Source organism: Pseudomonas sp. GNP013, from assembly GCF_054343995.1.
On record NZ_JBTGUT010000001.1, the window covers coordinates 1,343,028 to 1,369,632 of the forward strand.

Consider the following 26,605-nt stretch of genomic DNA (forward strand, 5'->3'; position numbering starts at 1 on the left):
GATGAAAACCTTGCGCATTGGCTCCGGCGCCGGTTACTCCGGCGACCGTATCGAACCTGCCGTGGAACTGTCCGAGCAGGGCGATCTGGATTACCTGGTGTTCGAATGCCTGGCCGAACGCACCATCGCCCTGGCCCAGCAGGCGCGCATCGGCGACCCGGCTGGCGGTTACGACCCATTGCTGGCTGAACGCATGCGCCGGGTATTGCCATTGGTGGGCCGCCACGCAGGCAAGCGACGCTTGCGGGTGATCACTAACATGGGCGCGGCCAACCCGGTGTCGGCGGCTGTCGAGGTACGGCGCATCGCCAGTGAGTTGGGCCTGAGCTGCAAGGTCGTGGCCGTGGTCGGGGATGATGTGCTGGAGGGGTTGCGCCCCGAGCATGTGCTGGATAACGGCCAGACGCTCGGCTCGCTGGGCGAGCGGCTGATCTCGGCGAATGCCTACCTGGGCGTCGATGGCATTCTGGACGCCCTGCGCGAGGATGCCGATGTGGTGATCACCGGGCGGGTGGCCGATCCTTCGTTGTTTCTTGCGCCGCAGATGTTTGAATTCGGCTGGGCGGCGCACGATTGGGAACTGCTGGGGCGCGGCACCCTGGTCGGGCATCTGCTCGAGTGTGCGGGGCAGGTCAGCGGCGGCTACTTCGCCGAGCCCGGTTTGAAGGACGTGGATGATCTGGCGCGCCTGGGCTTTCCGCTGGCCGAGGTCGACGCAGACGGTGCTGCGGTGATCACAAAGGTGGCCGGCTCCGGTGGCCTCGTCAGCCCTGCTACCTGCGCCGAACAGTTGATCTATGAAGTGCATGACCCGTCGGCGTATTTGACCCCCGACGTGACGGCGGACTTTTCCCAGGTGGCATTTACCCAGGAGGGCATCGACCGCGTGCGCGCCGAGGGGGCGTCGGGGCGGGCGCGGCCGGAGCAGTTGAAAGTCAGTGTCGGTTATCTGGATGGCTGGATCGGTGAGGGGCAAATGTCCTATGGCGGGCCGGGAGCGGTCGCGCGGGCGCAACTGGCGCGGGACATCGTTCTCAAGCGCCTGGCGTTGACGGGCGTACAGATGCAGGAGGTGCGCGCCGAACTGATCGGCATGGACGCGCTGCATGGCCCGCGCAGCAGCGTCGAACCCTGGGAAGTGCGCCTGCGCGTGGCGGCGCGCTGTGATGAGCGCAGCGACGCGGTGCGCGTTGGCAATGAAGTGGAAACCCTTTACACCAATGGCCCGGCCGGCGGCGGTGGCGCAAGCAAAAGCGTACGTCAGGTGGTGGCGGTGGCATCGTTGATGCTGCCCCGTGGTAAGGTCAACGCGAGGATCGAAGCATGAAATTGCACACCCTGGCCCACTCCCGTACCGGGGACAAGGGCGACACGTCGAACATCTCGATCATTGCTTACCGCGCCGAGGATTACCCGTTGTTATGTGAACAACTGACCGCCGAACGCGTGGCGCAGTTTTTCGACGGCTTGCGCGAACCGGGGGCTGCGCCGGTGCGGCGCTATGAACTGCCCAACGTGCAGGCGCTGAACTTCGTGCTGCCGGGGATCCTGCGCGGCGGCGTGACCCGCTCGCTGGCGCTGGATGCGCATGGCAAGTGCCTGGGTTCGGCGTTGTTGGAGCTGACAATATTTGACTGAAGGTGACCCAATCTTCGAACAGTGGCAAGCGGGCACGTTGTGGCAAGCAGGCATGTTGTGGCAAGCCCTAATGCCGTTCAGTTAAGCGCAGATTCCCTGTGGCGAGCAGGCTTGTCCTGCGTTGGGCTGCGCAGCAGCCCCAAAGCCAGGCGCTGAGCCGTATCAGGTACACCGCGTTTTACTCGATGGGGGGCGCTTCGCACCCCAACGCGGGGCAAGCCCGCTCGCCACAATAAGCCCACAAGCGCAGATTCCCTGTGGCGAGCAGGCTTGTCCTGCGTTGGGCTGCGCAGCAGCCCCAAAACCAGGCGCTGAGCCGTATCAGGGACACCGCGTTTTGCTCGATGGGGGGCGCTTCGCACCCCAACGCGGGGCAAGCCCGCTCGCCACAGGGATATTCGCAGGGCGGTCAGATCGCAGCGAAGCGCTTGTCGAGGTAGTCGATGATCACTTTTGAGTCATACATCCAGGTGGTCTGGCCATTCTCTTCGATGCGCAGGCACGGCACCTTGATCCGGCCGCCTTGCTCCAGCAGGGTCTGGCGATCATGTTCGTTGTTCTTCGCGTCCTTCAAGGCCACCGGCACATTGAGGCGGTGCAGGGTGCGACGGGTTTTCACACAGAACGGGCAGGCGTGGAACTGGTACAGGGTCAGGTCCCTGGCCGCCGCATTCACCTGGGCCTGTTGCTCGGCGGGACGCTGTTTTTTGCGGGGGCGGGTAAGAAAGTCGCCCGCGATGATGAGTTGGCCCAGGCCCACTCGAAGTGCTTTGACGAACATGGCTGAAACCTCTGGCCCTAAACTTGAGGGGTGGCAGCTTACCTGAATTCTGCAGGCGAAAAAAAACCGGCGATGAATGCCGGTTTTTTATCGAAGCAGCCCGTTACTTGATCAGGCTGAGAAACTCGCTGCGGGTGGCCGCATTTTCGCGGAACTCACCGAGCATCACCGAGGTGATCATCGACGAATTCTGTTTCTCCACGCCGCGCATCATCATGCACATGTGCTTGGCTTCGATCACCACGGCCACGCCCAGCGCGCCGGTCACTTCCAGTACCGCGTCGGCGATCTGACGGCTGAGGTTTTCCTGGATCTGCAGGCGGCGCGCGTACATGTCGACAATCCGCGCTACTTTCGACAGGCCCAGCACCTTGCCACTCGGGATATAGGCGACATGTGCCTTGCCGATAAAGGGCAGCAGGTGGTGTTCGCACAACGAGTACAGCTCGATGTCCTTGACCAGCACCATCTCGCTGTTGTCGGAGCTGAACAAGGCACCGTTGGTGACTTCTTCGAGTGTCTGTTCATAGCCGCGGCAAAGGTACTGCATCGCTTTGGCGGCACGCTTTGGCGTGTCGAGCAGGCCCTCGCGGGAGACGTCCTCGCCGAGCTGGCCGAGAATCTCTGTGTAATTCTGTTCCAGGGACATGAAACTACCTGTTGGATTTTCGCAAAGCGCAAGGTTACGGGGGCGGACACATCGCTGCAAGCCTGACGATGGCACTTGTTACTCGTCGCGGCCTTCCATCATGGTGCGCTTGAGCATCACATACACCGCACCGGCACCGCCGTGGCGGGCCTGGCAGGAAGTAAAGCCGAGCACCTGGGTGTGCTGGCGCAGCCAGGTGTTGACGTGGCTCTTGATCATCGGCCGCTTGCCGTCCAGACGCACGGCCTTGCCGTGAGTGACGCGCACGCAGCGGATTTCGAATTTTGTGGCTTCGGCGAGAAAGGCCCACAGGGTTTCCCGGGCTTTTTCCACGGTCATGCCGTGCAGGTCGAGGCTGCCTTCGAAGGGGATCTGGCCGAGCTTGAGCTTGCGCATCTGGCTTTCCTGCACGCCGTCGCGGGCCCACATCAGCTCGTCCTCGGGGCCGACGTCGATCACGAACTGGTCCGACAGACCATCCACGGTGGTGGCATCGGTGCGCACGGTGGCGGCCTGGCGCAGCTTGGCGATCTGCGCCCGGTCGGCTTTGGGTTTGCCGGTGTCGGCGCGGTCGTGCTTGATCGGCTTGACGCCGCGCAGCTCGTTTTTGAACAGGGAAAAGTCGTCGTCTTGCATGTCAGCCTCCGCGAGGGGCGGGCAGTTTACCTAATCGCGGCGGCCAGGGCGCAGGAAACGCTATCCAGGCGCCATCAGTCGTGCTTTTTCATCAGGTGCGAGGCGATATTCAGTGACGAGGTCTGGCGCATTTTCCGACGGCTGCGGCGCCACAACCATACGCCGAACCACAGCACCAGAAGGCCGATTACCAGCAGAATCGCCGAGCCACCGGGGCTGGCATTCAGCTCACCAAGGGCCGGCGAGTGACCAAACAAACCGGCGCCACCAGCGCCGGCCAACAACAGACCACACATCGTCAGCAGCGCGGCAAAGCACGCCACCAGACGCAGACGCCAGTTGCTCGGGCCCTTGGGGCGCAAGCGACGAGCATCAAAACCATCGGATATCTTCATTCCGACCTTTCCTCCAGGGTATCGGCCCTTCGACCGGAAGATACACAGGTTGTTCCGGGTGGAGGGGTAAATGCGCCAAATGAAAGGGCTTTGCGGATGAGTGGGGTTTAAACACACCGCTCACCCGCAGGTCGATCAAATCAGATCTTTGGTCAGCGCGAGGGTCGCGAAATTGTCGGCCATGATGGCCATTTCGGTCTGCTGCACGTGCTCGGCACTCAGGATACCGCCTTTGCAAGGCAGGTCGCGGGTGGCGCAGGCGTCCTCCACCAGCGTGCAGCGAAAGCCCAGGTTCTTGGCGGCGCGCACGGTGGTGCTGACGCTGGAGTGGCTCATGAAGCCGCAGACGATCAGGTCCAGCGAGCCCAGGTCCTGCAGGTGTTTTTCCAGGCCGGTGCCGTGGAAGGCGCTTGGCAACAGCTTGCCGATGATGGTTTCGTCACCCTCAGGCTCAAGGCCGGGGATGAATTCGCCGCGTTCGCCCTGGGGGTCAAACAGGCCGCCGACGGTGCCGAGATGACGCACATGCACAATCGGGCGCCCGGCATTGCGCGCCGAGGTCACCAACTGCCTGATGTTGGCGACGGCCGCGTCCATGCCCGAGAGGGCGAGCGGGCCGCTGAGGTATTCCTTCTGGGCGTCGATGATCACGAGGGTCGCATGGGCAAGGTTCGCTGCTGCGTAACCACGACCGCTGAGTTGAAACATCGTCTTTGGAACGGACATTCTGGGGCTCCTGTCAGGGGGGCGTTTGCGACATTGTCCACTGGCAGAGCGGTTCTGTGAATCGCTACCATCGCAAGCTGCGCCGTTGCTGGCGTGCAGCCCTGTCAAGAGACTGCCGTGTTTAACCAGAGGGCAGCCATTTGGATGAAATCCGACAGATGGCGCGAGCACTGCACTCATCGTCGGTCCCGGCGAAGGCTGTTAGAATCGCCAGTCGTTTTTTCCAGGAGCTTGCCCCGTGATCACTTCCCGCCTGCGCACTTTGCGCGACCATATCCGTTGGGCTGTCAGCCGTTTCCACGGGGAAGACCTGTTTTTTGGCCATGGCACCGACAACGCCTGGGACGAAGCCCGGCAACTGGTGCTCGGCGCTCTGCATCTGCCCTGGGAAATTGCCGACAGCTATCTGGACTGCAACCTCGAAGAAGAGGAAATCTCCCACGTGCAGCGTTTGCTGCATCGCCGCATCCATGAGCGCGTGCCCACGGCTTACCTGTTGAAGGAAGCCTGGTTCTGCGGTCTGTCGTTTATCGTCGATGAGCGCGTGTTGATCCCGCGCTCACCGATTGGCGAACTGATCGAAAACCGCTTCGAACCCTGGCTGGCCCAGCCGCCTGCGCGCATCCTCGACCTGTGCACCGGCTCCGGTTGCATCGGCATTGCCTGCGCCTACGAGTTCCAGGAGGCTGAAGTGGTGCTGGGTGATGTGTCCTTTGAAGCATTGGAAGTGGCCAACCAGAACATCGAGCGCCATGGCGTGGATCAGCGCGTGTACACCGTGCAGGGCGATGGCTTCGATGGCCTGCCGGGCCAGCGTTTTGACTTGATCGTGTCCAACCCGCCCTACGTGGATGCCGAAGACTTTGCCGATATGCCCGACGAATATCAGCACGAGCCGGAGCTGGGCCTGGCCTGCGGTGACGACGGCTTGAACCTGGTACGGCGCATGCTCGCCGAGGCGGCGGACCACTTGACCGAGAAGGGCTTGCTGATTGTCGAAGTGGGCAACAGCCAGGTGCACGTCGAGGCGCTGTACCCGCAAGTGGATTTTGCCTGGCTGGACTTCCAGCGCGGCGGGCATGGCGTGTTCATGCTCACGGCTGAACAGTGCCGCGAGCATCAGGCCGTCTTTGCCGCCCGGGTCTAGCTGAGGACGTGAGGTCAATGTGGGAGGGAGCAAGCCCCCTCCCACATGTTGATCGCATTGCATTTATCAGCGGTGCGTGGCGATCCAGATCAACAGCCCCGCCTGAAACACCGTAAATGCCACCAGGCAGGTAATGGTAAAGCGCAATCCGCTGTCCTCGCGCTTGAACTTGGTGACCTTTTCCTCCTCCTTGCGCAGCTTCACTTCCTGCTCCTGCAGGTTCTGCTCGGCCTGTTGCAGCATCTGCGCCGCTTCCAGAATCTGCACGAACTGCACCTTCTCGGTGTTCCAACTGTCCAGCACGTCGCTGACCTTGCCCGGCTGCACATTGCCTTTCAAATGCTGCACATCGGCGTAGGCCACATCGAAACCCTGAATGCGCAGGAAGTGATCACGGCGCAGGCGCGTGGCTTCGTTGAGTGCATCCTTGTTGGCCAGGCTCACGCCGTCGACGCGGTAATGTGACCACTTCCTTTTCGCCCAGGCGGCGGCCTGGGCCACCAGGAAACGACCAAGGCCACGGTTGACCGGTTCGATCTCCAGGCTGTTGCCCGGGCCGAAGTGCACGCGGTGTGTTTCGTGGTCCACCCACACGTCGAGCTGGTTCTGCTCACGCCGCACGCGCTGGCTCGGTAACTCGATGACCATGCGCAACAGGCTGCGTTGCGCATCATGCCGCTCGGCGTAGCCGAACTGCACAAAGCGCAAGGGCCGTGCTCCGGTGGCACGGTCGATTGCCAGGGGCGCCAGGCGCAGCATCTTGAAATGTTCGGCCTGCACGTCCGCCCACGGCAGGGCCGCTGCCTCGACGGCCTCGGGCACGTCGGCCGGGGTGTCGCTGGTCGGTTCCGGTGTTGCTTCGGTGATTGTCATGCGGCGCGATCCTGTCCAAGCCGTGCGAGCCGACAGTCTTTTTACTGTCGACCCTGGGCTTATCGGCCGGTTCTGCCAGGACTGGAGGCCAATACTTGCTTAGCGCGAGCGCAGTCCGTCGATAAAGCGTACCAGGCGCTCGCCCAGCTCGGCGGCCAGCGGCAGTTTCGGGTCGTTGTAGGAGGCCAGTTGCTGCTTGACGTTGTTGGGCACGATGCGCATTACGTGGTTCATGCCTTCGATGATGGTCAACTGCGCGTCGGGTTTGGCCTGTTGCAGTTGCCGCGCATCGGCCACACCGACCTGGATATCGTTGGTGCCCTGGATGATCAGTGCCGGCATGTGCAGCCTGGCGAACGCGGCCGATGGGTCGGCGCGGAACAGGCTGATCAGGTAAGGCTGCACGCTGGGCCGGAAAATCCCTTCCAGGGGAGTCGGCACATCGGCATCCACCTGACCGGCCTTGAGGTGGTCGAGGATTTCATTGCTGCGCAGCAACAGGGCAGGAGGCAGATGGTCGGCCAGTTGCTGGCGGATCACCTGGTCGACCGGGCGCGCGCTGCCGGAGAGCGACACCACCCCGGCCGGGTCCAGTTGCGGCGCGGCGAGGGCGGCGACCAGTGCGCCTTCGCTGTGCCCCAGCACGATCAGCGGGCCCATGCGTGTGTCCGCCTTGAGCCGTTTGCCCCAGGCCACGGCGTCGGCCACGTAAGCGTCGAGGGTGAGGTTGCGCTCGTCGGGTGTGGCCGCAAGGCTTGCGGCCACACCGCGCTTGTCGTAGCGCACGCTGGCGATGTTATGCCGCGCAAGCACCCAGGCCAGACGCTTGAGGCTGTCGTTGCGTGCACCGTCGGCACTGTTGCCGTTGCGGTCGGTAGGGCCGGAGCCGGCGATGATCAGCACTACCGGCACCGGTTTGTCCGATTGTGGCAACAGCAGCGAGCCGAACAGCTCGCCGCTGCCGGTGTCGAGGCTGATGGGGCGTTGCAGCACCACCGGGGAGGCGGCATGGGCCAGGCTTGTAAAGAGGGTAAGGGCTAACAGCAGAACTCGAAGCATCATCGCGCCATCATTGGAAGGTGCCGGTTGGACCCGTGTCCACCGCTAAGGTTTCGAGGATGAACTAGTCGGTTAGCCTGCGTATACTGGCGGCCTTAAGTTATTACGGTTGACTTGATTCAACTGATTTCACGGAGCGCCCTGCATGTCCGGCAATACCTTCGGCAAGCTGTTCACTGTCACCACCGCGGGCGAAAGCCATGGCCCGGCGTTGGTCGCCATTGTCGACGGCTGCCCGCCCGGCCTTGAGTTGTCCCTGGACGACCTGCAGCGTGACCTCGACCGCCGCAAGCCCGGCACCAGCCGCCACACCACCCAGCGTCAGGAGCCCGACGAAGTCGAGATCCTCTCCGGCGTCTTCGAAGGCCGCACCACCGGCTGCGCCATCGGCCTGTTGATCCGCAACACCGACCAGAAGTCCAAGGACTATTCGGCGATCAAGGACCTGTTCCGCCCGGCCCATGCCGACTACACCTACCATCACAAATACGGCGAACGCGACTACCGTGGCGGTGGCCGCAGCTCGGCTCGCGAGACTGCGATGCGGGTGGCCGCCGGCGCCATCGCCAAGAAATACCTGGCGAGCCAGGGCATCGTGATCCGTGGCTACATGAGCCAATTGGGGCCCATCGAAATCCCGTTCAAGACCTGGGACAGCGTCGAAGACAACGCTTTCTTCTGCCCCGACCCGGACAAGGTGCCGGAACTGGAAGCCTACATGGACCAGTTGCGCCGCGACCAGGACTCGGTCGGCGCGCGCATCACCGTGGTGGCCGAAGGGGTCAAGCCGGGCCTGGGCGAGCCGATCTTCGACCGCCTGGACGCCGAGCTGGCCCACGCGCTGATGAGCATCAACGCTGTGAAGGGCGTGGAAATCGGCGCCGGTTTCGCCTGCGTGTCCCAACGTGGCACCGAGCATCGCGACGAGCTGACCCCGCAGGGTTTTCTCAGCAACAACGCAGGTGGCATCCTCGGCGGCATCTCCTCGGGCCAGCCGATCGTGGCGCATCTGGCGCTGAAGGCCACGTCCAGCATCACCACGCCAGGCCGCTCGATCGACGTGCACGGCAATCCGGTGGACATCATCACCAAGGGTCGTCATGACCCCTGCGTGGGCATTCGCGCCACACCGATTGCCGAAGCGATGATGGCCATCGTGCTGATGGACCACCTGCTGCGCCATCGTGGGCAGAACGCCGATGTACACGTGAACACCCCGGTGCTGGGCCAGCTGTGACGGTCCGTTGTGGCGGGCGAGCTTGCTGTGGCGAGCGAGCTTGCTCGCGTTGGGCCGCGAAGCGGCCCGTGTAACCTATGACGTCAACGCTCCCCTACTGGCGCCTCTCCAGCTTCTACCTGTTCTACTTCGCCCTGCTGGGGGCCACCGCGCCTTTCCTCGCGCTGTACTTCGATCACCTGGGCTTCTCCAGCGCGCGCATTGGCGAACTGGTGGCCATCCCTATGCTGATGCGCTGCGTGGCGCCCAACCTGTGGGGTTGGCTGGGCGACTACACCGGCCGGCGCCTGGCCATCGTGCGCTTTGGCGCGGTGTGCACCCTGGCCAGTTTTGCGCTGATTTTCGTGAGCAAAACCTACGCCTGGCTGGCGCTGGTCATGGCCCTGCATGCGTTCTTCTGGCACGCGGTATTGCCGCAGTTCGAGGTCATCACCCTGGCGCACCTGCGCGAGCAGACCGCACGCTACAGCCAGCTGCGGCTGTGGGGTTCCATCGGCTTTATCCTCACCGTGGTGCTCATGGGCCGCCTGTTCGACTGGCTGAGCCTGGACATCTACCCGGTGGTGGTCGTGGTGATCATGGCCGGGATTATCGTGGCCAGCCTGTGGGTGCCGAATGCGCAACCCGTCAGCCACGGCAACCGCCCGGCCGGCGACGGTTTCCTCAAACAGCTGCGCCGCCCCGGCGTGCTGGCGTTTTATGCCTGTGTGGCGCTGATGCAATTAAGCCACGGCCCGTATTACACCTTTCTCACCCTGCACCTTGAGCACCTGGGCTACAGCCGTGGCGTGATCGGCCTGCTGTGGGCCCTGGGCGTGGTAGCCGAAGTGCTGATGTTTTTGGCGATGAGCCGCATCCTCATGCGCTTTTCCCTACGCCGGGTGCTGCTGGCCAGTTTCCTGTTGGCGGCGCTGCGCTGGCTGCTGCTGGGCACCTTTGCCGAATTCTTCTGGGTGCTGCTGTTGTCGCAAGTGATGCACGCTGCGACCTTCGGCAGCTTTCACGCCGCAGCGATTGCCTTTGTGCAACGCAGCTTCGGCGATAAACAACAGGGTCAGGGCCAGGCGCTGTACGCCGCTCTGGCCGGCACCGGTGGCGCCCTCGGCGCCCTCTATTCGGGCTACAGCTGGAACCTGCTGGGCCCGACCCTCACGTTCGGCATCGCCAGCGCCGCCGCCCTGGCCGCCGCCGTTATCATCGGCCTTCGCTTGCACGAGCAGAATCAAGGAACCGTCCCATGAGCCATGTCGCCGTCTACGCCCTTGCCACACTGGATACTCCGAACAAAGTCCTTACCCACGCCGACGATATTGCCTCGACCCTGGCCGACCACGGTGTGCGGTTCGAGCGCTGGCAGCCTGGTCCGCTGGAGAAGGGCGCCAGCGAGGCGCAGATGATTGCCGCGTGCCAGCCGCAGATCGACGCCCTGGGCTACAGCGCGGTCGAGGTGTTCAGCGTCGGCAGCGATCAACCGCACCCGCAAGCGTTGCGCGCCAGGCACCTGAAGGCGCGACGCTACAGTGAGGACCACGCGCGTTTGTTCATCGCAGGTCAGGGCTTGTACACCCTGCAAGTGGGTGACTACCTGTATGCCGTGCGCTGTGAAAAAAACGACCTGCTGGTGATCCCTGCAGGCTTGTCACACGGGTTCGACATCGGCGAGAACCCCTGCTGCGTGACGTTGTGCCTGTCCAACAGTGTGCAGGGGCTGACGCCTGAGTTCACGGTGGGCGCGGTGACTGCAGGCTTACCGGGACTGGATGACTGATGGTCCGCACGCGCTGACAGGGCGAGGTAGTGCAATAGCCAGGTAAATGTTCAACCGCAAAGAGTTGGATTTTTTTGTGGGAAGAGCCGTATTTACGTGTAGGTCACGGCTATTTATGTCGCGACCAAGCGCACGGCTGCGTGGGTTATGTAACGCTCTCAAGCTTCGGTGCTTATACCAGCTGTCAATAGGAGGAATCCGAAGGTCGGTATAGGCATCCGCCAAGCGCTTATAAGAAGGAGAGCGGCATGAGTGGCCCACAGGAGTTGTATCCACCCGCGACCGGGCTGTGCGACACGGCCATGGCGGCGCGAAAGCGCTTGAGTCTGTCCGGCAAACCCCTGACGCCCACGGAGCTGGAAATCCTGCGCTGGGCCTCGGAGGGCAAGACCGTCTGGGAAATCAGCAAGATTCGCGCGACCTCCCAGGCGGCGGTCAAATTTCATCTGCGCAATATCTACGGCAAGCTTCAGGTGAGCAATCGCGTGCAGGCAGTCAATGAGGCGGTGCGCCAACGGCTGTATTGAACGCATGAAAAAGGGCCGCGACGTTCAACGACGTCGCGGCCCTTCTCGTAAAAAGCCGTTGCTTAAGCCGAATGGTAGGTCGGCAGGGCAAAGCGGTTCTGGCTTTGCAGCATCGAAATCTGCGGCAGGTCACTGGCTTGTTCAGCCAGGTCGCGGCGGATGGCACTGATTACCCAGGTCAGTTGGTCGGCAGTGTGCAACTGCTGATAGGAAATCGAGCGCTTGACCTGTTTGCCTTCGCCGTTGCGCAGGGTCAACAGGATGCCGCCGTCCGGACGGGGCTGGGTGGTGACGTCGTATTGGGAAAATACTGAAGCGAATTTATCTTGGATCAGGCTCATGTCTATCAGCTCCGTTGGCTCAAGTTGGCAAGCATGGAGTGATAGGTGCAGTGATTGTGCCAGCTAGTGGCTATTTAAAATATCGTTATAAATCAATGGCTTGAATTTATTCTGGATTTTCGGTTTCGTGCAAATTGCATGAAGGGCCATCGTGCACCCCTGCATTTTGCGCTGTCTGGTCAGCGGCGGTTGCAAGGTCCCTAAGCTAAAAGACTCGAAACATACGGTTAAATTCCCTTCTGTCGTTGCTGCCGGTCTGAACAGGTGATTGATTGTCGCTATGACGACTTTTGACAAAAAAGCCATGACAGGCGGGAACTCCCTCGCAACACTGGCGCCTATTCAGTACTGATCAAGGAGCCCCATATGTCAGACCAACCCAAACAGATGACCGACGACGAAGCTGCCGAATTTGCCGAGCAGGTCTTCGATGTTGCCCGCAAAGGCGACGCCGCCATGCTCGCCGCGCTGCTGGCCAAGGGGTTGCCCGCCAACTTGCGCAATCACAATGGCGACACCTTGCTGATGCTCGCGGCCTACCACGGCCACGCCGACGCGGTAAAAGTGCTGCTCGAATTCAAGGCCGACCCGCTGATTGCCAACGACAAGAACCAACTGCCGATTGCCGGCGCGGCGTTCAAGGGCCATATGGCCGTGGTCAAGGCGCTCATAGAAGGTGGCACCCCGCTGGAGGCCGCATCCTCCGATGGCCGTACCGCATTGATGATGGCCGCGATGTTCAACCGTATCGAAATGCTCGACTACCTGCTGGAGCAGGGCGCCAATCCCAAGGCGACCGATGCGCAGGGCGCCACGGCGCTGGCGGCGGCGCAGACCATGGGCGCGGTGGATGCGGCGGCGAAGTTACAGAAACTGGTGTAGGCTTTGCGCCCTCCAAAACCCGCCCGCCACAGGATTGCCCCATGAAAACCGCCCTCGTCGAACTCATCAGCCACATCAGCGCCGGCGTCATGGGCGAGGACGAGGTGGCGCGCATTGCCGATGAGGCCGCCCAGGCGTATGCCGATCCGGCGGCGTTTTTGGCGGCGAACCCGGACATCAACTACGACGACAGCTTCCCAATCCCCCTTGGCGAGTGGGTGGTGGTCGGCAGCCTGCCGGACACGGTGCTGTTCCAGGCCGACAGTTATGCCGATCTGTTCGCGCAGATCGTTGCCTCGTTCGGCCCTGGCGTGGCGTTCAACCTCAAGCCCAAGCAACTGGCCAAGGCCGACGACCTCACGGCGCTCAATCGCATTCAGATCCAGATGAGCGCGTTGAGTGCCGAAGACGGTGGCTATGTGCTGGTGAATTTCAGCCAGTTGCTGGATGACGCCATCCAGGTGGTGCTGGTGCATGGCAATCACCTGCCGCACGTCTTGCAACGCTGCGCCGAGGTCGGCATCCAGGCTGAACCGGCCCTGGAAGCCCTGCGTGTGGCCGTACACGTCTGAATTAAAACGGAACGATGGCTGGCAGCGCCTATCCTAAGCAGGCATGACCTCACTTAAGGAGCGACACCATGGGTTCTACCTTTAATGGCCTGATTGGCCTGATCATCCTGGCGTTGGATATCTGGGCGATCATCAACGTGTTCAAAAGCGGCGCAAGTACCGGCGCCAAAGTGTTGTGGATCCTGTTAATCCTGCTGCTGCCTGTGCTTGGCCTGATCATCTGGGCAATCGCCGGGCCACGGGGCAACGTGCGGATCTGACACCCCTCTATAGCGGGAGCGGGCACGGTAAGTGTGGGAGGGGGCTTGCTCCCGGTAGCGGTGTATCAGCCAGTCAATCTGGTACTGAAACACCACTACCGGGAGCAAGCCCCCTCCCACATTTGCATTACGGTGCCAGGGGAGATTTGTGTGTCGAAATATTCGCTGCACAGAATTTTCACATTTCATCCAAGAGAATTCGCTGGCTCTATCCTCCGGCCACGGGCCTGCCCTGGGCGCTTTTAAAGGCGTGGTAGCGTTACTCGTTCAGTAATTAATAGCCTTGCCGGCACTGATCGGGCACCATTCGCGCCACTGCAATGCTTCGTCACTTAACTTCCAATGGGTCCTGAAAACGACATGGCAAACCCGGACGCCCTGAGTCAGCAGCGAGCTTCGAATCGCCTGCTGCAACCGACCGTCAAATCCCATCTGGCTTACACGCTGCTCTGTGCACTGGTCATGATGGTGATGTTCTCCCTGCTGCGCCTGGCGCTGCTGGTCTACAACCGCGAGATGATCCTCGACACGCCGGCCGCGACCTTCCTCGAAGCGTTCGCCAATGGCCTGCGTCTGGATCTGCGCCTGGTGGTGTACCTGCTGATCCCGTTGTTGCTGGCGCTGTTCAGCGTGCGAGCCATGGCGGCGCGCGGGTTCTTCCGTTGCTGGCTCACCGTTGCCTCGAGCATCGCGCTGTTCCTGGGCCTGATGGAGATGGACTTCTACCGCGAGTTCCACCAGCGCCTCAACGGCCTGGTGTTCCAGTACGTCAAGGAAGATCCCAAGACCGTAGTGAGCATGCTCTGGTACGGTTTTCCGGTGGTGCGCTACCTGCTGGCCTGGGCCGTGGGCACGCTGATCCTGAGTATGGCGTTCAAGGGCGCCGACCGCGCCACCCGTCCGCGCGGCCCGTTCAGCGGCGGCAGTATCGGCACCCGCCAGGTGGCGCCGTGGTACAGCCGCATCGCCGTGTTTGTGGTGTGCCTGCTGATCGCCGTGGTCGCCGCCCGTGGCACCCTGCGCCAGGGCCCGCCGCTGCGCTGGGGTGACGTGTACACCACCGATTCCAACTTCGCCAACCAGTTGGGCCTCAACGGTACGCTGTCATTGATCGGCGCCGCCAAGGCACGTTTCTCCGAGCACCGCGACAACGTGTGGAAAGCCACCCTGGAACAGCCGTTGGCGACTCAGACCGTGCGCGACATGCTGGTACTGCCGAGCGAAAAACTGGTGGATACCGACACAGCCGCTGTGCGCCGCGACTACACGCCACCGGCCGAGAAGACCCTGCCGATCAAGAACGTCGTGGTGATCCTGATGGAAAGCTTCGCCGGTCACTCGGTGGGCGCATTGGGCCGCCCGGGCAACATCACGCCTTACTTCGACAAACTGTCCAAGGAAGGCCTGCTGTTCGACCGCTTCTTCTCCAACGGCACCCACACCCACCAGGGTATGTTCGCCACCATGGCCTGCTTCCCGAACCTGCCTGGCTTCGAATACCTGATGCAGACCCCGGAAGGCAGCCACAAGCTGTCGGGCCTGCCGCAGTTGCTCAGCGCGCGTGACTTCAACGATGTGTATGTCTACAACGGCGATTTCGCCTGGGACAACCAGTCGGGCTTCTTCAGCAACCAGGGCATGACCAACTTCATCGGGCGCAACGACTTCGTCGACCCGGTGTTCTCCGACCCGACGTGGGGCGTGTCCGACCAGGACATGTTCAACCGTGGCCTCGAAGAGCTCAAAGCCCGTGAAGGCGGCAAGCCGTTCTACGCACTGCTGCAAACCCTGTCCAACCACACGCCGTACGCGTTGCCCAACCCCTTGCCGGTGGACAAAGTCACTGGCCGTGGCAGCCTCGACGAGCATTTGACGGCGATGCGCTACTCCGACTGGGCCCTGGGCCAGTTCTTTGAAAAGGCGCGCAAGGAGCCGTACTTCAAGGAAACACTGTTCGTGATCGTCGGTGACCACGGGTTTGGCAACGAGCAGCAGATCACCGAAATGGACCTGGGCCGTTTCAACGTGCCGATGCTGATGATTGCACCGGGCATGCAGGAAAAATTCGGCGAGCGTGACCACACCGTGGGCACCCAGATCGACATCGTGCCGACCATCATGGGCCGCCTCGGTGGCGACACCCTGCACCAGTGCTGGGGCCGCGACCTGCTGAACCTGCCGGAAGGCGACAAGGGCTTCGGCGTGATCAAACCGTCGGGCAGCGACCAGACCGTGGCCTTGCTCACCGGCGACCGCGTGCTGGTATTGCCCAAGGAGATGCCGCCGAAGTTGTGGCAATACGAACTGGGCGCGAACCCGACCGGTAAAGTGATCGCGGAATCGCCGGACGAAGCCGCGTTGAAGCAGAAACTTGAATCGTTCCTGCAAACGGCCACCAAGAGCCTGTTGGATAACACCGCCGGCGTAGTGGACGGCAAGCCCGATTAATTCACGGGCAATAAAAAAGAGGCCTTTAAAGGCCTCTTTTTTTGTCCGGCTTTTAGATGCGGCCGAGCAACAACAACACCACCAGTACTACCAGCACAACACCCAGGATACCCGACGGGCCGTAGCCCCAGTTACGCGAGTGCGGGAACACGGGCAGACCGCCGACCAGCAGCAGAATCAGGATAATGATCAGAATGAGGCTCATGGTTTTATTTCCTTATAGGCCTTCAGCGAGACCGGTTATTTATCAAGAGGCTCGCACCGTTAATTGCGTACGCCTTAACAACTCGGACTAGAGGGTGTGATAAAAAATTCAGTAATTTTTTAAAGTATTTCGATTAGTTGCTTATTTCTTTTTCACTGAACAAAAAACTTTTCCCTTAGTTGAAAAAATCGCCTCTGAGCAATAGATCGGCAGCCGACCGGGCCGACGGTTTGCCTGGGGCATTCATCACCCTGATGGTGCGTGGTTGGCGCAAAATCCTTCGCTACACTGCCGCTCACTTCTTCCGTGAACCACAAGGCAGCTCTCCTATGCAAAATCGCATGATGATCACTGGCGCCGGGTCCGGCCTGGGTCGTGAAATCGCTCTGCGCTGGGCCCGTGAGGGGTGGCAGCTGGCCTTGTCGGACGTCAGCGAGCCGGGCCTGCAGGACACCTTGAAAAGGGTACGCGAGGCGGGCGGTGATGGCTTCACCCAGCGCTGCGACGTGCGCGACTACAGCCAGCTCACCGCCCTGGCCCAGGCGTGCGAGGTCAAGCTGGGTGGCATCGATGTGATCGTCAACAATGCCGGCGTGGCCTCGGGTGGCTTCTTCGCCGAGCTGTCTCTGGAAGACTGGGACTGGCAGATCGCGATCAACCTGATGGGCGTGGTCAAGGGCTGCAAAGCGTTCCTCCCGCTGCTGGAAAAGAGCAAGGGCCGCATCATCAATATCGCGTCAATGGCCGCCTTGATGCAGGGGCCAGCGATGAGCAACTACAACGTGGCCAAGGCCGGCGTGGTGGCGCTGTCGGAAAGCCTGCTGGTGGAACTCAAGCAGCAGGAAGTGGGCGTGCACGTGGTGTGCCCGTCGTTTTTCCAGACCAACCTGCTGGATTCGTTTCGCGGGCCCACCCCGGCGATGAAAGCGCAGGTAGGCAAGTTGCTCGAAAGCTCACCGATTTCGGCGGCGGACATTGCCGATTACATCTACCAGCGCGTGGCCGCAGGCGAGTTCATGATTCTGCCCCACGAGCAGGGGCGTATGGCCTGGGTGTTGAAGCAGAAAAATCCCCAGTTGCTGTATGACGAAATGACCACCATGGCCGACAAGATGCGCGCCAAGGCGCAGGCTGTTAAAGGCTGATTTAGGCGTGGTCTGTCAGGCAAATTACCCAGCGGTGTAGGGAAGACCTGATTTGATCGCGCGCCATTGTCGCGACACGCCCGGTGCGCGCATGGTCGAGGTCCTGTCATTCGAAAAGGACAATCGACATGCTGGTATTAAGCCGCGCAGTGGGCGAAATCATCGCCATCGGCGATGACATCGCTCTGCACATTCTTGAACTCAATGGAGGCCAGGTGAGGTTTGGCGTTGCGGCGCCGGCGGGCGTCAACGTCCATCGCGCCGAGGTCTACCGGAAAATCCAGCGTAGCCAGGACGCCAACACCCATCCGGTGCCGGTGCCCAATCCCTGATTGCAGGGTGTTAGTCAAACAGATGCTTGGGCACATCGTGCTTGAGCATCAACTGGCATTGCTCGCTGTCGGGGTCGAACACGATCAGCGCCTGGCCCTTGGTCAGCGCCTGGCGCACGCGCAATACACGGGTTTCCAGGGGCGTGTCGTCACCGTTATCGGTGCCGTCGCGGGTCACGAAATCTTCGATGAGGCGGGTCAGGGTGTCGACTTCAAGTGCATCGTAGGGAATCAGCATACAAGCCTCAGGTAGCGGGTCCCGGCGATGCTACTGCGCCGGGACCCGAGTTGCCAGTATCAGGTCTTGTTCCCGACCAGGCTGTCCACCGACGGCACGCGCGTGTCGCTCTCCATCTGCGTTTCATGCTCGATCTGATGACTGAACCGGTCCAGTGAACCCTGGGCCGGTTGCGCATCGCTGGCGAACACCGGCGGGCTGAGGATGTAGGCGCCCAGCAGACGGCTCAACGCGGCCAGGCTGTCGATGTGAGTGCGCTCATAACCGTGGGTCGCGTCGCAACCAAACGCCAGCAGGGCGGTGCGAATGTCGTGGCCGGCGGTCACCGCCGAGTGCGCATCGCTGAAGTAATAGCGGAACAGGTCGCGGCGCACCGGCAGGTCGTTGTCCGCCGCCAGGCGCAGGAGATGACGCGACAGGTGGTAGTCATACGGCCCGCCGGAATCCTGCATCGCCACACTCACCGCATGTTCGCTGGAGTGCTGCCCGGGTGCGACCGGGGCGATATCGATGCCGACAAACTCACTCACGTCCCACGGCAGGGCGGCCGCGGCACCGCTGCCGGTTTCCTCGGTGATGGTGAACAGCGGGTGGCAGTCGATCAGTAACGGCTCGCCGCTGTCGATGATCGCCTTGAGTGCCGCGAGCAGGGCGGCCACGCCGGCCTTGTCGTCCAGATGTCGCGCGCTGATATGCCCGCTCTCGGTGAACTCGGGCAGCGGGTCGAAGGCTACGTAGTCGCCCACGCTGATGCCCAGCGAATCGCAGTCGGCACGGGTCGCGCAGTAGGCGTCCAGGCGCAGTTCCACGTGGTCCCAGCTCACCGGCATTTCGTCGACGGCAGTGTTGAACGCGTGCCCGGAGGCCATCAGCGGCAACACGCTGCCACGGATCACGCCGTTATCGGTGAACAGGCTGACGCGGCTGCCTTCGGCGAATCGGCTCGACCAGCAACCCACCGGGGCCAGGGTCAGGCGACCGTTGTCCTTGATCGCCCGCACGGCGGCGCCGATGGTGTCCAGGTGCGCCGACACGGCCCGATCGGGGCTGTTTTTCTGGCCCTTGAGGGTGGCGCGAATGGTGCCGCGCCGAGTCATTTCAAACGGAATGCCGAGTTCTTCCAGGCGCTCGGCGACATAGCGCACGATGGTGTCGGTGAAACCGGTGGGGCTGGGAATGGCGAGCATTTCCAGCAGGACTTTCTGCAGGTAATTCAGGTCCGGTTCGGGGATGGTTCGGGTCATAAGGACTCCTGTTGAAGTGGCAGGCCTGAGGAAGGGTGGCGCCGGTATCGGCGCCTTCGCGGGCAAGCCGGTTTCCACGGTGGCATGCGGTCAGCCTGTGGGAGCGGGCTTGCCCGCGAGGCGGCCGATCAGGCAACGCCTCTCTCAAACCGTTGACTGGCTGTGGGGAAACAACAGATCCACAAATTTCTCGGCAGTCGGCTGCGGCTCATGATTGGCCAGGCCGGCCCGTTCGTTGGCCTCGATAAATACATACTCGGGTTGATCGGCGGCGGGCACCATCAGGTCCAGGCCCACCATGGGAATGTCCAGGGCGCGAGCGGCCCGCACGGCAGCGTCCACCAGCGTCGGGTGCAGGATCGCGGTCACGTCTTCCAGGCAGCCGCCGGTGTGCAGGTTGGCGGTGCGGCGCACGGCCAGGGTCTGGCCTCGGGGCAGGATGCTGCTGTAGTCGTAGCCGGCGGCGTGCAGGGTGCGTTCGGTTTCCGCATCCACGGGAATTTTACTTTCGCCATCGGTCGCGGCCTGGCGCCGCCGACTCTGAGCCTCGATCAGCGCACCGATGGAATGCTGACCATCACCTTTGACTTCGGCAGGGCGGCGGATCGCTGCGGCCACCACTTCAAAACCGATCACCAGAATGCGCAGGTCCAGGCCTTCGTGAAAGCTTTCGAGCAAAATACGGCTGTCGAACGCACGCGCCGCTTCGATGGCCTGCTGCACCTCTTCGATGGTGCGCAGGTCCACCGCCACGCCGTGGCCCTGTTCGCCGTCCAGCGGCTTGACCACGATGCGCTGGTGTTCGTCGAGAAACTCCAGGTTGTCATCGGCACTGCCCGCCAGTTGTTGCGAGGGCACGTTCAAACCGGCAGCCTTGAGCACCTTGTGGGTCAGGCTCTTGTCCTGACACAACGTCATGCTGATGGCGCTGGTCAGGTCGCTCAACGATTCGCGACAACGCACGCGGCGCCCGCCGTGGCTGAGGGTAAACAGACCGGCGTCGGCGTCGTCCACCTGCACATCGATACCGCGCCGATGCGCCTCTTCGACAATGATCCGCGCATACGGGTTGAACCCCGCCTGCGGGCCCGGGCCGAGAAACAGCGGCTGGTTGATGCCGTTCTTGTGCTTGATCGCAAAGGTGGTCAGCGCGCGAAAGCCCAGCTTGGCGTAGAGGCTCTTGGCCTGGCGGTTATCGTGCAGCACCGACAGGTCGAGGTAGCTCAGGCCACGGCTCATGAAGTGCTCCACCAGGTGGCGCACCAGCACCTCGCCCACGCCTGGGCGCGTGCACTGCGGATCGACCGCCAGGCACCACAGGCTGCAACCGTTCTCCGGGTCGTTGAAGGCTTTCTGGTGATTGAGGCCCATCACGCTGCCGATCACTGCGCCGCTGTCTTCGTCCTCGGCCAGCCAGTACACCGGGCCGCCCTGATGACGCGGTGTGAGGCGTTCGGTATCGACCGGCAACATGCCGCGTCCCTGGTAGAGGCGGTTGACCGCCTGCCAGTCCGCCTCATTCTGCACCCGGCGAATGCGAAAGCCGCGAAACACCCGGGTGGCCGGGCGATAGTCGCTGAACCACAGGCGCAAGGTGTCGGACGGATCGAGGAACAACTGCTGCGGATCAATCCCGAGGATCTGCTGGGGCGCGGCCACATACAACGCAATGTCGCGCTCACCGGCTTGTTCATTGAGCAGTTCCTCGGCCAGGCTCGCCGGGTCCGGGAAGGTATGGCCGATCAACAGCCGTCCCCAGCCGCAATGCACCGCGATATGGCCGGGGCTCTGCGGGTTGCCGTCCTCGGCCAGGCGGGCTTGCAGGCGCTCATAGGTCGGCGCCTGGCCCTTGAGCAAGCGTTGGCTGTACGCCGCGGCATTCTGTTTCATCAATCAGATTCCTTGTTCGCTGAGCCACAGGTTCAGCGCCGCCAGTTGCCAAAGCTTGGAGCCGCGCAGCGGGGTCAGTTGGCCCTGCGGGTCGGTCAGCAGGCGGTCGAGCATGGCCGGGTTGAACAGGCCGCGATCCTGGCTCGGGTCCAGCAACAGCTCGCGCACCCAGTTCAGGGTGTCGCCCTGCAAATGCTTGAGGCCCGGCACCGGGAAATAGCCTTTTTTGCGGTCGATGACTTCGCTCGGGATCACCCGGCGCGCCGCCTCTTTCAACACCTGCTTGCCGCCATCGGGCAGCTTGAATTTACCCGGCACCCGCGCCGACAGTTCCACCAGGCGATAGTCCAGAAACGGCGTGCGCGCTTCCAGGCCCCAAGCCATGGTCATGTTGTCGACGCGTTTGACCGGGTCGTCCACCAGCATCACCGTGCTGTCCAGGCGCAGGGCCTTGTCCACGGCGGCATCGGCACCGGGCATTGCAAAGTGTTCACGCACAAAATCCCCGGCGGCGTCGTTGGCGGTCAGCCATTTCGGCGCGACGGTGGCGGCGTAATCGTCGTAGCTGCGGTCGAAGAACGCCTCGCGATAGGCCGCGTAGGGATCGCTGGCGCCGTCCACCTGCGGGTACCAGTGGTAGCCGGCAAACAGTTCGTCGGCGCCCTGGCCGCTCTGCACCACCTTGCAATGCTTGGCCACTTCCCGCGATAGCAGGTAGAAGGCAATGCAGTCGTGGCTGACCATCGGCTCGCTCATGGCGCGGAACGCCGCCGGCAGCTGTTCGATGATCTCGCTTTCGGCAATGCGCAATTGGTGATGGCGCGTGCCGTAATGCTTGGCGATCAGGTCCGAATACTGGAATTCGTCGCCGCGCTCGCCGCCGGCATCTTCAAAGCCGATGGAGAAGGTCGACAGGTCCTGCACGCCGACTTCACGCAGCAGGCCGACGAGCATGCTCGAATCGACGCCGCCGGAGAGCAGCACGCCCACGTCCACTGCCGCCCGTTGACGAATGGCCACGGCTTCGCGGGTGCTGTCGAGGACACGGTCGGTCCAGTCCTGCAACGTCAGGTTTTTTTCATCGTCATGGGGACCGTAGGGCAGCGTCCACCAGGTTTTCTGTTCGGTGGTGCCGTTGGCGTCGATGCGCATCCAGCTCGCCGGGGGCAGTTTCTCAATGCCCGCCAGCAACGTGCGCGGCGCAGGCACCACGGCGTGGAAATTCAGGTAATGGTTCAGCGCCACCGGATCGAGGATCGGGTTGATGTCGCCGCCCTTGAGCAGTGCCGGCAATGCCGACGCAAAACGCAGGCGCTGACCGGTGCGCGACAGGTACAACGGCTTGACGCCAAGGCGGTCACGGGCGATGAACAGGCGCTGGGCATCACGCTCCCAGATGGCGAAGGCGAACATGCCGTTGAGCTTGGGCAGCAGCGCTTCGCCCCAGGCGTGGTAGCCCTTGAGCAGCACTTCGGTGTCGCCGCCGGAATAGAAGGCATAGCCCAAGGCTTCCAGCTCTTCACGCAATTCCGGAAAGTTATAGATCGCACCGTTGAACGCCAGGGACAGCCCCAACTGGGCGTCGATCATCGGCTGCGCCGAGCCGTCCGACAGGTCCATGATCTTCAGGCGCCGATGGCCCAGGGCAACCGGCCCCTGGGCATGAAAGCCCCAGGCATCGGGGCCACGCGGGGCCAGGTGATGGGTGATGCGCTCAATCGCTGCCAGGTCGGCAGGTTGGGCATCGAAACGTAATTCTCCAGCTAATCCGCACATAAATTCCTTACCGGTTTTTCCGTTGGGGAGGGTCAATACTCAATACGCCCAAGAGGGCGCGTACCCAGAAACTGACCCGGTGCTATACGTGGAGTTTTAGAACAATAAGTTATAAGGCAAAACGCCGTCAGCGTGGAACGGGCGCATGGCTGCGGATCAGGCTGCGCACGGCAAAGCGATTGGGGTGGCAGGCTTCGGCGACGCTGCGTGGCAGCGGCAAGGGCTCGTTGTCCAGCCAGGCGGCAAGCAGCTCGGCCGACAACGGCGCGGTAATCAGGCCGCGCGAGCCATGGCCGCTGTTGACATACAGGCCGTCAAGCCACGGGCAGGCGATGGCGGGCACCTGGCGCGCATCCTTGCGCAAGCCGGCATATGCCTGGTCAAAGGCGGCCGCGTCGGCCAGTGGCCCGACGATCGGCAGGTAGTCCGGGCTGGTGCAGCGAAAGGCCGCACGGCCTTGCACCGTGGCCGGGTCGAGGCTGTCGACGTGCAGGCGTTGGGCCAGGTCCACGGAAATACCCTTGAGCAGTTCCAGGTTGCCGGCGTGTTCGGCGGCGGTGGGCGTGAGGTCATCGCTCTTGAAGTCAAAGCTGGCGCCAAGGGTGTGCTCACCCAGGCGTGGCGGTGCCACATAGCCTTCGGCGCAGACCACCGTGGCGAGGGCCTGGCTTTCGGCGGTTTGCGCCAGCGAGGTGATCTGCCCGCGGATGCGCTTGAGCGGCAGGTTGGCGAAACGTTGCACCTCGGCGGCGCCAGCCAGGACCACCACCGGGGCATCGCCCAGCAGCCGCTCGCCTTCCCAGGCTTGCCAGCGTCCGTTGATGTTGCGCAGGTCCAGCACCTCGTGATGCGTCAGCACGGTGATACCGCCGCGCTGCGCTTGCCATGCGCACAAGGCGGGCGGGTGGACCCAGCCGCCCTCCGGGAAAAACAGCCCGCCGTGCGCCAGTGCGACCCCGGCGCGAGCCTGCGCCTGTTCGCGGTCGAGCCGGTGCAGCAAGCCTGGCGCGAAGGCCTCGGCCAGTTGTGCCTGGCGCTCGCTTTCCTTGGCATCGAAGGCCAATTGCAGCACGCCGCAGCCGTCCCATGCCACGCCGCGCTGCAGGTGCTCAAGCACGCGACGGGTGTAGCCGAACCCGGCCAGAATCATCTGCGACAGCGCCGTACCGTGCGCGGAGAGCTTGAGGTACAGCACGCCTTGCGGGTTGCCCGAGGCTTCCTGGGCCAGGGCTTCATGGCGCTCCAGCAGGCTCACCTGCCAACCTCGGGCCGCGAGGCTGGCAGCGGTGGCGCACCCGGCCAGGCCGGCGCCGATCACCAGGGCCTTGCGCTCACCGCTAACGGCGGGAGGGCGGGCGAACCACGGCTTGATGCCCGGCGCTGCCGGGGTGTCGGCGGGCCAGCCAAGAAACTCACCGCGCAGGATTTCCCATTTATGTCCGATGCCCGGCGTGCGTTTCATCTTGAACCCGGCGGCATTGATCAGCCGGCGTACCCAGCCGGTGCTGGTGAAGGTGCTGATGGTCGACCCCGGCGCGGCCAGGCGTGCCAGTTCGGCAAACAGCTCGGCGGTCCACATGTCCGGGTTTTTCGCCGGGGCAAAACCGTCGAGAAACCACGCATCGATCTGTGCGTCCAGTTGCGGCAACTGCTCCAGGGCGTCGCCGATCAACAGGGTCAGGGTCACGCGGCCATTGTCCAGCACCAGCCGCTGGAAGCCCTGGTGGATGGCAATGTAGTGGGCCAGCAGTTGTTCGGCGAACGGCGCAAGTTCCGGCCAGAGGGCGAGGGCGCGTTGCAGGTCGGCGTGGCTCAGCGGGTATTTTTCGACGCTGACAAAATGCAGGCGCGCGCCCGCCATGGCGTGCTGTTCGAACAACTGCCAGGCGCATAGAAAATTCAGCCCGGTGCCAAAACCGGTCTCGCCGATCACCAGCCGCCCGCCCGCAGGCAAGGCAGCAAAGCGTTCCTGCAGGCGGTTCTGCTCAAGAAACACATAGCGGGTTTCTGCAAGGCCCGACTGGTCGGAGAAGTACACGTCGTCGAAGACCTGCGAGTGCGGGCGACCTTGGTCGTCCCAGTCGAGCTGGGCGTGGGTTACGGGGTTCATGGGCGGCTCGGCAAAGGCAAGGCGGCCATTCTAGCCGATCGACCGGCAATGATTTGCCCCGTGACAGGCGCCGGTGGAATTTCCTCCCGCGTGTCGTTGCCCAATCCGCTAGTCTTGAGCCATCTTGAAACGGAGCTGCCCATGTTCGAATCCGCCGAAATCGGTCACGCCATCGACAAAGACACCTACGAGGCAGAGGTTCCCGCGCTGCGTGAAGCGTTGCTGGACGTGCAGTACGAGCTGCACCAGCAGAAACGCTTCCCGGTGATCATCCTCATCAACGGCATCGAAGGCGCCGGCAAGGGCGAAACCGTCAAGCTGCTCAACGAATGGATGGACCCGCGCCTGATCGAGGTGCGCACCTTCGACCAGCAGACCGACGAAGAACTGGCGCGCCCGCCGGCCTGGCGCTACTGGCGCCAGCTCCCGGCCAAGGGGCGCATGGGCATTTTCTTCGGCAACTGGTACAGCCAGATGCTGCAGGGCCGGGTGCACGGGCAGATCAAGGATGCCCGGCTCGACCAGGCCATTGCCGGTGCCGAGCGGCTGGAGAAAATGCTGTGTGACGAAGGCGCGCTGATCTTCAAGTTCTGGTTCCACCTGTCCAAAAAACAGATGAAGGCGCGGCTCAAATCGTTGGCCGACGACCCGCTGCACAGCTGGCGCATCAGCCCGCTGGACTGGCAGCAATCGAAGACTTACGACAAGTTTGTCCATTTTGGCGAACGCATCCTGCGTCGCACCAGCCGCGACTATGCGCCGTGGCACGTGATCGAGGGCGCCGACGCGCACTACCGCAGCCTCACCGTGGGCAAAATTCTCCTCGAGGGCCTGCACAGTGCATTGACGTTGCCCAAGGCCAAAACCAGTGGCATGAACCCCGCACCGTTGCTGGCCTCGGTCGATCAAAAAAGCCTGCTCGACAGCCTCGACATGACAGTGAGCCTGGACAAGGACGATTACGAAGAACAACTGATTACCGAGCAGGCGCGCTTCTCTGGCCTGATGCGTGACAAGCGCATGCGCAGCCACGCGCTGGTCACTGTGTTCGAAGGCAACGACGCAGCAGGCAAGGGCGGCGCCATCCGCCGGGTCGCCGCCGCGCTGGACCCGCGCCAGTACCACATCGTGCCGATTGCCGCGCCCAGCGAAGACGAGCGCGCCCAGCCTTACCTGTGGCGCTTCTGGCAGAAAATTCCGGCGCGCGGCATGTTCACCGTGTTCGACCGCTCGTGGTACGGCCGTGTGCTGGTGGAGCGGATCGAGGGTTTCTGCACCCCGGCCGACTGGATGCGCGCCTATGGCGAGATCAACGACTTCGAAGAGCAACTGCGCGACGCCGGGGTGATCGTGGTCAAGTTCTGGCTGGCCATCGACAAGCAGACCCAGCTCGAACGCTTCCAGGCGCGCGAGGAGATTCCGTTCAAGCGCTTCAAGATCACCGAGGACGACTGGCGCAACCGCGACAAGTGGGACGCCTACCGCACCGCCGTCGACGATATGGTCGACCGTACCAGCACCGAGGTTGCGTGCTGGACGCTGGTGGAGGCCAACGACAAGCGCTGGGCGCGGGTCAAGGTGTTGCGCACGATCAACCGGGCGCTGGAAGAGGCGTTCGAGCACGCTGGCAAGCGCGGGAAGAAGAAAAAGAAATAACCTTCGGCCGCTTGCCACAGGCAGCCTGATCACCATGCTTTTGTATAGGCCGGGTGAATGATCATCGCGG

The 26,605-nt window shown here is 62.7% G+C and carries 28 protein-coding genes; 14 read left to right on the forward strand and 14 right to left on the reverse strand.

What is annotated here, in order from left to right; all coding sequences use genetic code 11:
* Nucleotide 1 precedes the first annotated feature (1 nt).
* Nucleotides 2-1,327 carry an acyclic terpene utilization AtuA family protein gene (locus ACXX81_RS06085; protein WP_458571357.1) on the forward strand — a complete coding sequence of 442 codons (1,326 nt, stop codon included), beginning with the start codon at nt 2-4 and terminating at the stop codon, nt 1,325-1,327.
* Nucleotides 1,324-1,638 carry an AtuA-related protein gene (locus ACXX81_RS06090; RefSeq protein WP_209983343.1) on the forward strand — a complete coding sequence of 105 codons (315 nt, stop codon included), beginning with the start codon at nt 1,324-1,326 and terminating at the stop codon, nt 1,636-1,638. Before ACXX81_RS06085 ends, ACXX81_RS06090 begins: the two co-directional genes overlap by 4 nt.
* A 409-nt stretch (nt 1,639-2,047) precedes the next feature.
* Here ACXX81_RS06090 and ACXX81_RS06095 read toward each other — a convergent pair whose 3' ends face one another.
* From ACXX81_RS06095 to ACXX81_RS06115, 5 genes are all read right to left on the reverse strand, one after another.
* Entirely contained in the window at nt 2,048-2,419 is a 372-nt protein-coding gene (locus ACXX81_RS06095) for a glutaredoxin family protein (protein ID WP_057008115.1), read from the reverse strand.
* Between the two features lie 103 nt (nt 2,420-2,522).
* Nucleotides 2,523-3,068 (reverse strand): GTP cyclohydrolase I FolE, encoded by a 546-nt coding sequence (folE, locus tag ACXX81_RS06100; RefSeq protein WP_003192797.1) that lies wholly within the window; start codon nt 3,066-3,068, stop codon nt 2,523-2,525.
* Between the two features lie 78 nt (nt 3,069-3,146).
* Nucleotides 3,147-3,704: a Smr/MutS family protein gene (locus tag ACXX81_RS06105; protein ID WP_209983341.1), complete on the reverse strand. Its 558-nt coding sequence runs from the start codon at nt 3,702-3,704 to the stop codon at nt 3,147-3,149.
* 74 nt (nt 3,705-3,778) lie between these two features.
* A complete protein-coding gene (locus ACXX81_RS06110; RefSeq protein ID WP_209983339.1) occupies nt 3,779-4,099 on the reverse strand; it encodes a hypothetical protein in 321 nt (106 codons plus the stop codon).
* Between the two features lie 135 nt (nt 4,100-4,234).
* Nucleotides 4,235-4,825, reverse strand: coding sequence for a cysteine hydrolase family protein (locus ACXX81_RS06115; protein ID WP_209983337.1), 591 nt, complete (start codon nt 4,823-4,825; stop codon nt 4,235-4,237).
* A gap of 238 nt (nt 4,826-5,063) precedes the next feature.
* On the opposite strand from ACXX81_RS06115, the gene prmB reads away from it, so the two are divergent.
* Nucleotides 5,064-5,972: a 50S ribosomal protein L3 N(5)-glutamine methyltransferase gene (gene prmB, locus ACXX81_RS06120; protein WP_209983335.1), complete on the forward strand. Its 909-nt coding sequence runs from the start codon at nt 5,064-5,066 to the stop codon at nt 5,970-5,972.
* A gap of 66 nt (nt 5,973-6,038) precedes the next feature.
* On the opposite strand, the gene ACXX81_RS06125 is transcribed toward prmB, so the two are convergent.
* Together ACXX81_RS06125 and ACXX81_RS06130 are read right to left on the reverse strand one after the other, a co-directional pair.
* A complete protein-coding gene (locus tag ACXX81_RS06125) occupies nt 6,039-6,845 on the reverse strand; it encodes a hypothetical protein (protein WP_322214132.1) in 807 nt (268 codons plus the stop codon).
* Between the two features lie 99 nt (nt 6,846-6,944).
* Nucleotides 6,945-7,907 (reverse strand): alpha/beta hydrolase, encoded by a 963-nt coding sequence (locus tag ACXX81_RS06130; RefSeq protein ID WP_209983331.1) that lies wholly within the window; start codon nt 7,905-7,907, stop codon nt 6,945-6,947.
* Between the two features lie 142 nt (nt 7,908-8,049).
* Between ACXX81_RS06130 and aroC the strand changes: the two genes are divergently transcribed.
* The 4 genes from aroC to ACXX81_RS06150 all read left to right on the forward strand — a co-directional run bounded on the left by aroC (nt 8,050) and on the right by ACXX81_RS06150 (nt 11,436).
* Nucleotides 8,050-9,141: a chorismate synthase gene (aroC, locus tag ACXX81_RS06135; RefSeq protein WP_231421624.1), complete on the forward strand. Its 1,092-nt coding sequence runs from the start codon at nt 8,050-8,052 to the stop codon at nt 9,139-9,141.
* A 77-nt stretch (nt 9,142-9,218) separates the two neighbouring features.
* On the forward strand, nt 9,219-10,382 hold the full coding sequence (locus tag ACXX81_RS06140) for an MFS transporter (RefSeq protein WP_231421625.1): 1,164 nt from the start codon (nt 9,219-9,221) through the stop codon (nt 10,380-10,382).
* Complete coding sequence (locus ACXX81_RS06145; RefSeq protein WP_458571358.1) at nt 10,379-10,909, forward strand: 1,2-dihydroxy-3-keto-5-methylthiopentene dioxygenase; 531 nt, start codon at nt 10,379-10,381, stop codon at nt 10,907-10,909. The genes ACXX81_RS06140 and ACXX81_RS06145 overlap by 4 nt, the downstream gene beginning before the upstream one ends.
* Nucleotides 10,910-11,157: 248 nt before the next feature.
* Entirely contained in the window at nt 11,158-11,436 is a 279-nt protein-coding gene (locus tag ACXX81_RS06150) for a response regulator transcription factor (protein WP_209983322.1), read from the forward strand.
* 62 nt (nt 11,437-11,498) lie between these two features.
* On the opposite strand, the gene ACXX81_RS06155 is transcribed toward ACXX81_RS06150, so the two are convergent.
* Complete coding sequence (locus ACXX81_RS06155; protein ID WP_003236719.1) at nt 11,499-11,777, reverse strand: DUF3509 domain-containing protein; 279 nt, start codon at nt 11,775-11,777, stop codon at nt 11,499-11,501.
* Between the two features lie 366 nt (nt 11,778-12,143).
* Between ACXX81_RS06155 and ACXX81_RS06160 the strand changes: the two genes are divergently transcribed.
* The 4 genes from ACXX81_RS06160 (at nt 12,144) to ACXX81_RS06175 (ending at nt 15,939) form a co-directional block, all read left to right on the forward strand.
* Nucleotides 12,144-12,659 carry an ankyrin repeat domain-containing protein gene (locus ACXX81_RS06160; RefSeq protein ID WP_209983319.1) on the forward strand — a complete coding sequence of 172 codons (516 nt, stop codon included), beginning with the start codon at nt 12,144-12,146 and terminating at the stop codon, nt 12,657-12,659.
* 41 nt (nt 12,660-12,700) lie between these two features.
* Nucleotides 12,701-13,231, forward strand: a complete 531-nt coding sequence (locus ACXX81_RS06165) for a hypothetical protein (RefSeq protein ID WP_209983317.1) — start codon at nt 12,701-12,703, stop codon at nt 13,229-13,231.
* A 68-nt stretch (nt 13,232-13,299) separates the two neighbouring features.
* Complete coding sequence (locus tag ACXX81_RS06170; protein WP_003172956.1) at nt 13,300-13,491, forward strand: PLDc N-terminal domain-containing protein; 192 nt, start codon at nt 13,300-13,302, stop codon at nt 13,489-13,491.
* Nucleotides 13,492-13,851: 360 nt separating this feature from the next.
* Complete coding sequence (locus ACXX81_RS06175) at nt 13,852-15,939, forward strand: LTA synthase family protein (protein ID WP_231421627.1); 2,088 nt, start codon at nt 13,852-13,854, stop codon at nt 15,937-15,939.
* Nucleotides 15,940-15,991: 52 nt separating this feature from the next.
* Here ACXX81_RS06175 and ACXX81_RS06180 read toward each other — a convergent pair whose 3' ends face one another.
* Nucleotides 15,992-16,144, reverse strand: a complete 153-nt coding sequence (locus ACXX81_RS06180; protein ID WP_003236711.1) for a DUF3309 family protein — start codon at nt 16,142-16,144, stop codon at nt 15,992-15,994.
* Nucleotides 16,145-16,473: 329 nt separating this feature from the next.
* Between ACXX81_RS06180 and ACXX81_RS06185 the strand changes: the two genes are divergently transcribed.
* Both ACXX81_RS06185 and csrA read left to right on the forward strand, forming a co-directional pair.
* On the forward strand, nt 16,474-17,289 hold the full coding sequence (locus tag ACXX81_RS06185) for an SDR family oxidoreductase (RefSeq protein ID WP_209983313.1): 816 nt from the start codon (nt 16,474-16,476) through the stop codon (nt 17,287-17,289).
* 128 nt (nt 17,290-17,417) lie between these two features.
* Nucleotides 17,418-17,621 carry a carbon storage regulator CsrA gene (gene csrA, locus ACXX81_RS06190; protein ID WP_209983311.1) on the forward strand — a complete coding sequence of 68 codons (204 nt, stop codon included), beginning with the start codon at nt 17,418-17,420 and terminating at the stop codon, nt 17,619-17,621.
* Nucleotides 17,622-17,631: 10 nt separating this feature from the next.
* On the opposite strand, the gene ACXX81_RS06195 is transcribed toward csrA, so the two are convergent.
* From ACXX81_RS06195 to mnmC, 5 genes are all read right to left on the reverse strand, one after another.
* Nucleotides 17,632-17,859 carry a YheU family protein gene (locus tag ACXX81_RS06195; RefSeq protein ID WP_003236706.1) on the reverse strand — a complete coding sequence of 76 codons (228 nt, stop codon included), beginning with the start codon at nt 17,857-17,859 and terminating at the stop codon, nt 17,632-17,634.
* 59 nt (nt 17,860-17,918) lie between these two features.
* On the reverse strand, nt 17,919-19,103 hold the full coding sequence (locus tag ACXX81_RS06200; RefSeq protein ID WP_057008098.1) for an osmoprotectant NAGGN system M42 family peptidase: 1,185 nt from the start codon (nt 19,101-19,103) through the stop codon (nt 17,919-17,921).
* 144 nt (nt 19,104-19,247) lie between these two features.
* Nucleotides 19,248-20,993, reverse strand: a complete 1,746-nt coding sequence (gene ngg / locus ACXX81_RS06205) for an N-acetylglutaminylglutamine synthetase (RefSeq protein ID WP_209983309.1) — start codon at nt 20,991-20,993, stop codon at nt 19,248-19,250.
* A gap of 3 nt (nt 20,994-20,996) precedes the next feature.
* Entirely contained in the window at nt 20,997-22,769 is a 1,773-nt protein-coding gene (locus ACXX81_RS06210) for an N-acetylglutaminylglutamine amidotransferase (RefSeq protein ID WP_458571359.1), read from the reverse strand.
* A 127-nt stretch (nt 22,770-22,896) separates the two neighbouring features.
* Nucleotides 22,897-24,879: a bifunctional tRNA (5-methylaminomethyl-2-thiouridine)(34)-methyltransferase MnmC2/FAD-dependent 5-carboxymethylaminomethyl-2-thiouridine(34) oxidoreductase MnmC1 gene (mnmC, locus tag ACXX81_RS06215; RefSeq protein WP_458571360.1), complete on the reverse strand. Its 1,983-nt coding sequence runs from the start codon at nt 24,877-24,879 to the stop codon at nt 22,897-22,899.
* Between the two features lie 141 nt (nt 24,880-25,020).
* On the opposite strand from mnmC, the gene pap reads away from it, so the two are divergent.
* Entirely contained in the window at nt 25,021-26,535 is a 1,515-nt protein-coding gene (pap, locus tag ACXX81_RS06220; protein ID WP_458571361.1) for a polyphosphate:AMP phosphotransferase, read from the forward strand.
* The last annotated feature ends 70 nt before the right edge of the window (nt 26,536-26,605 follow it).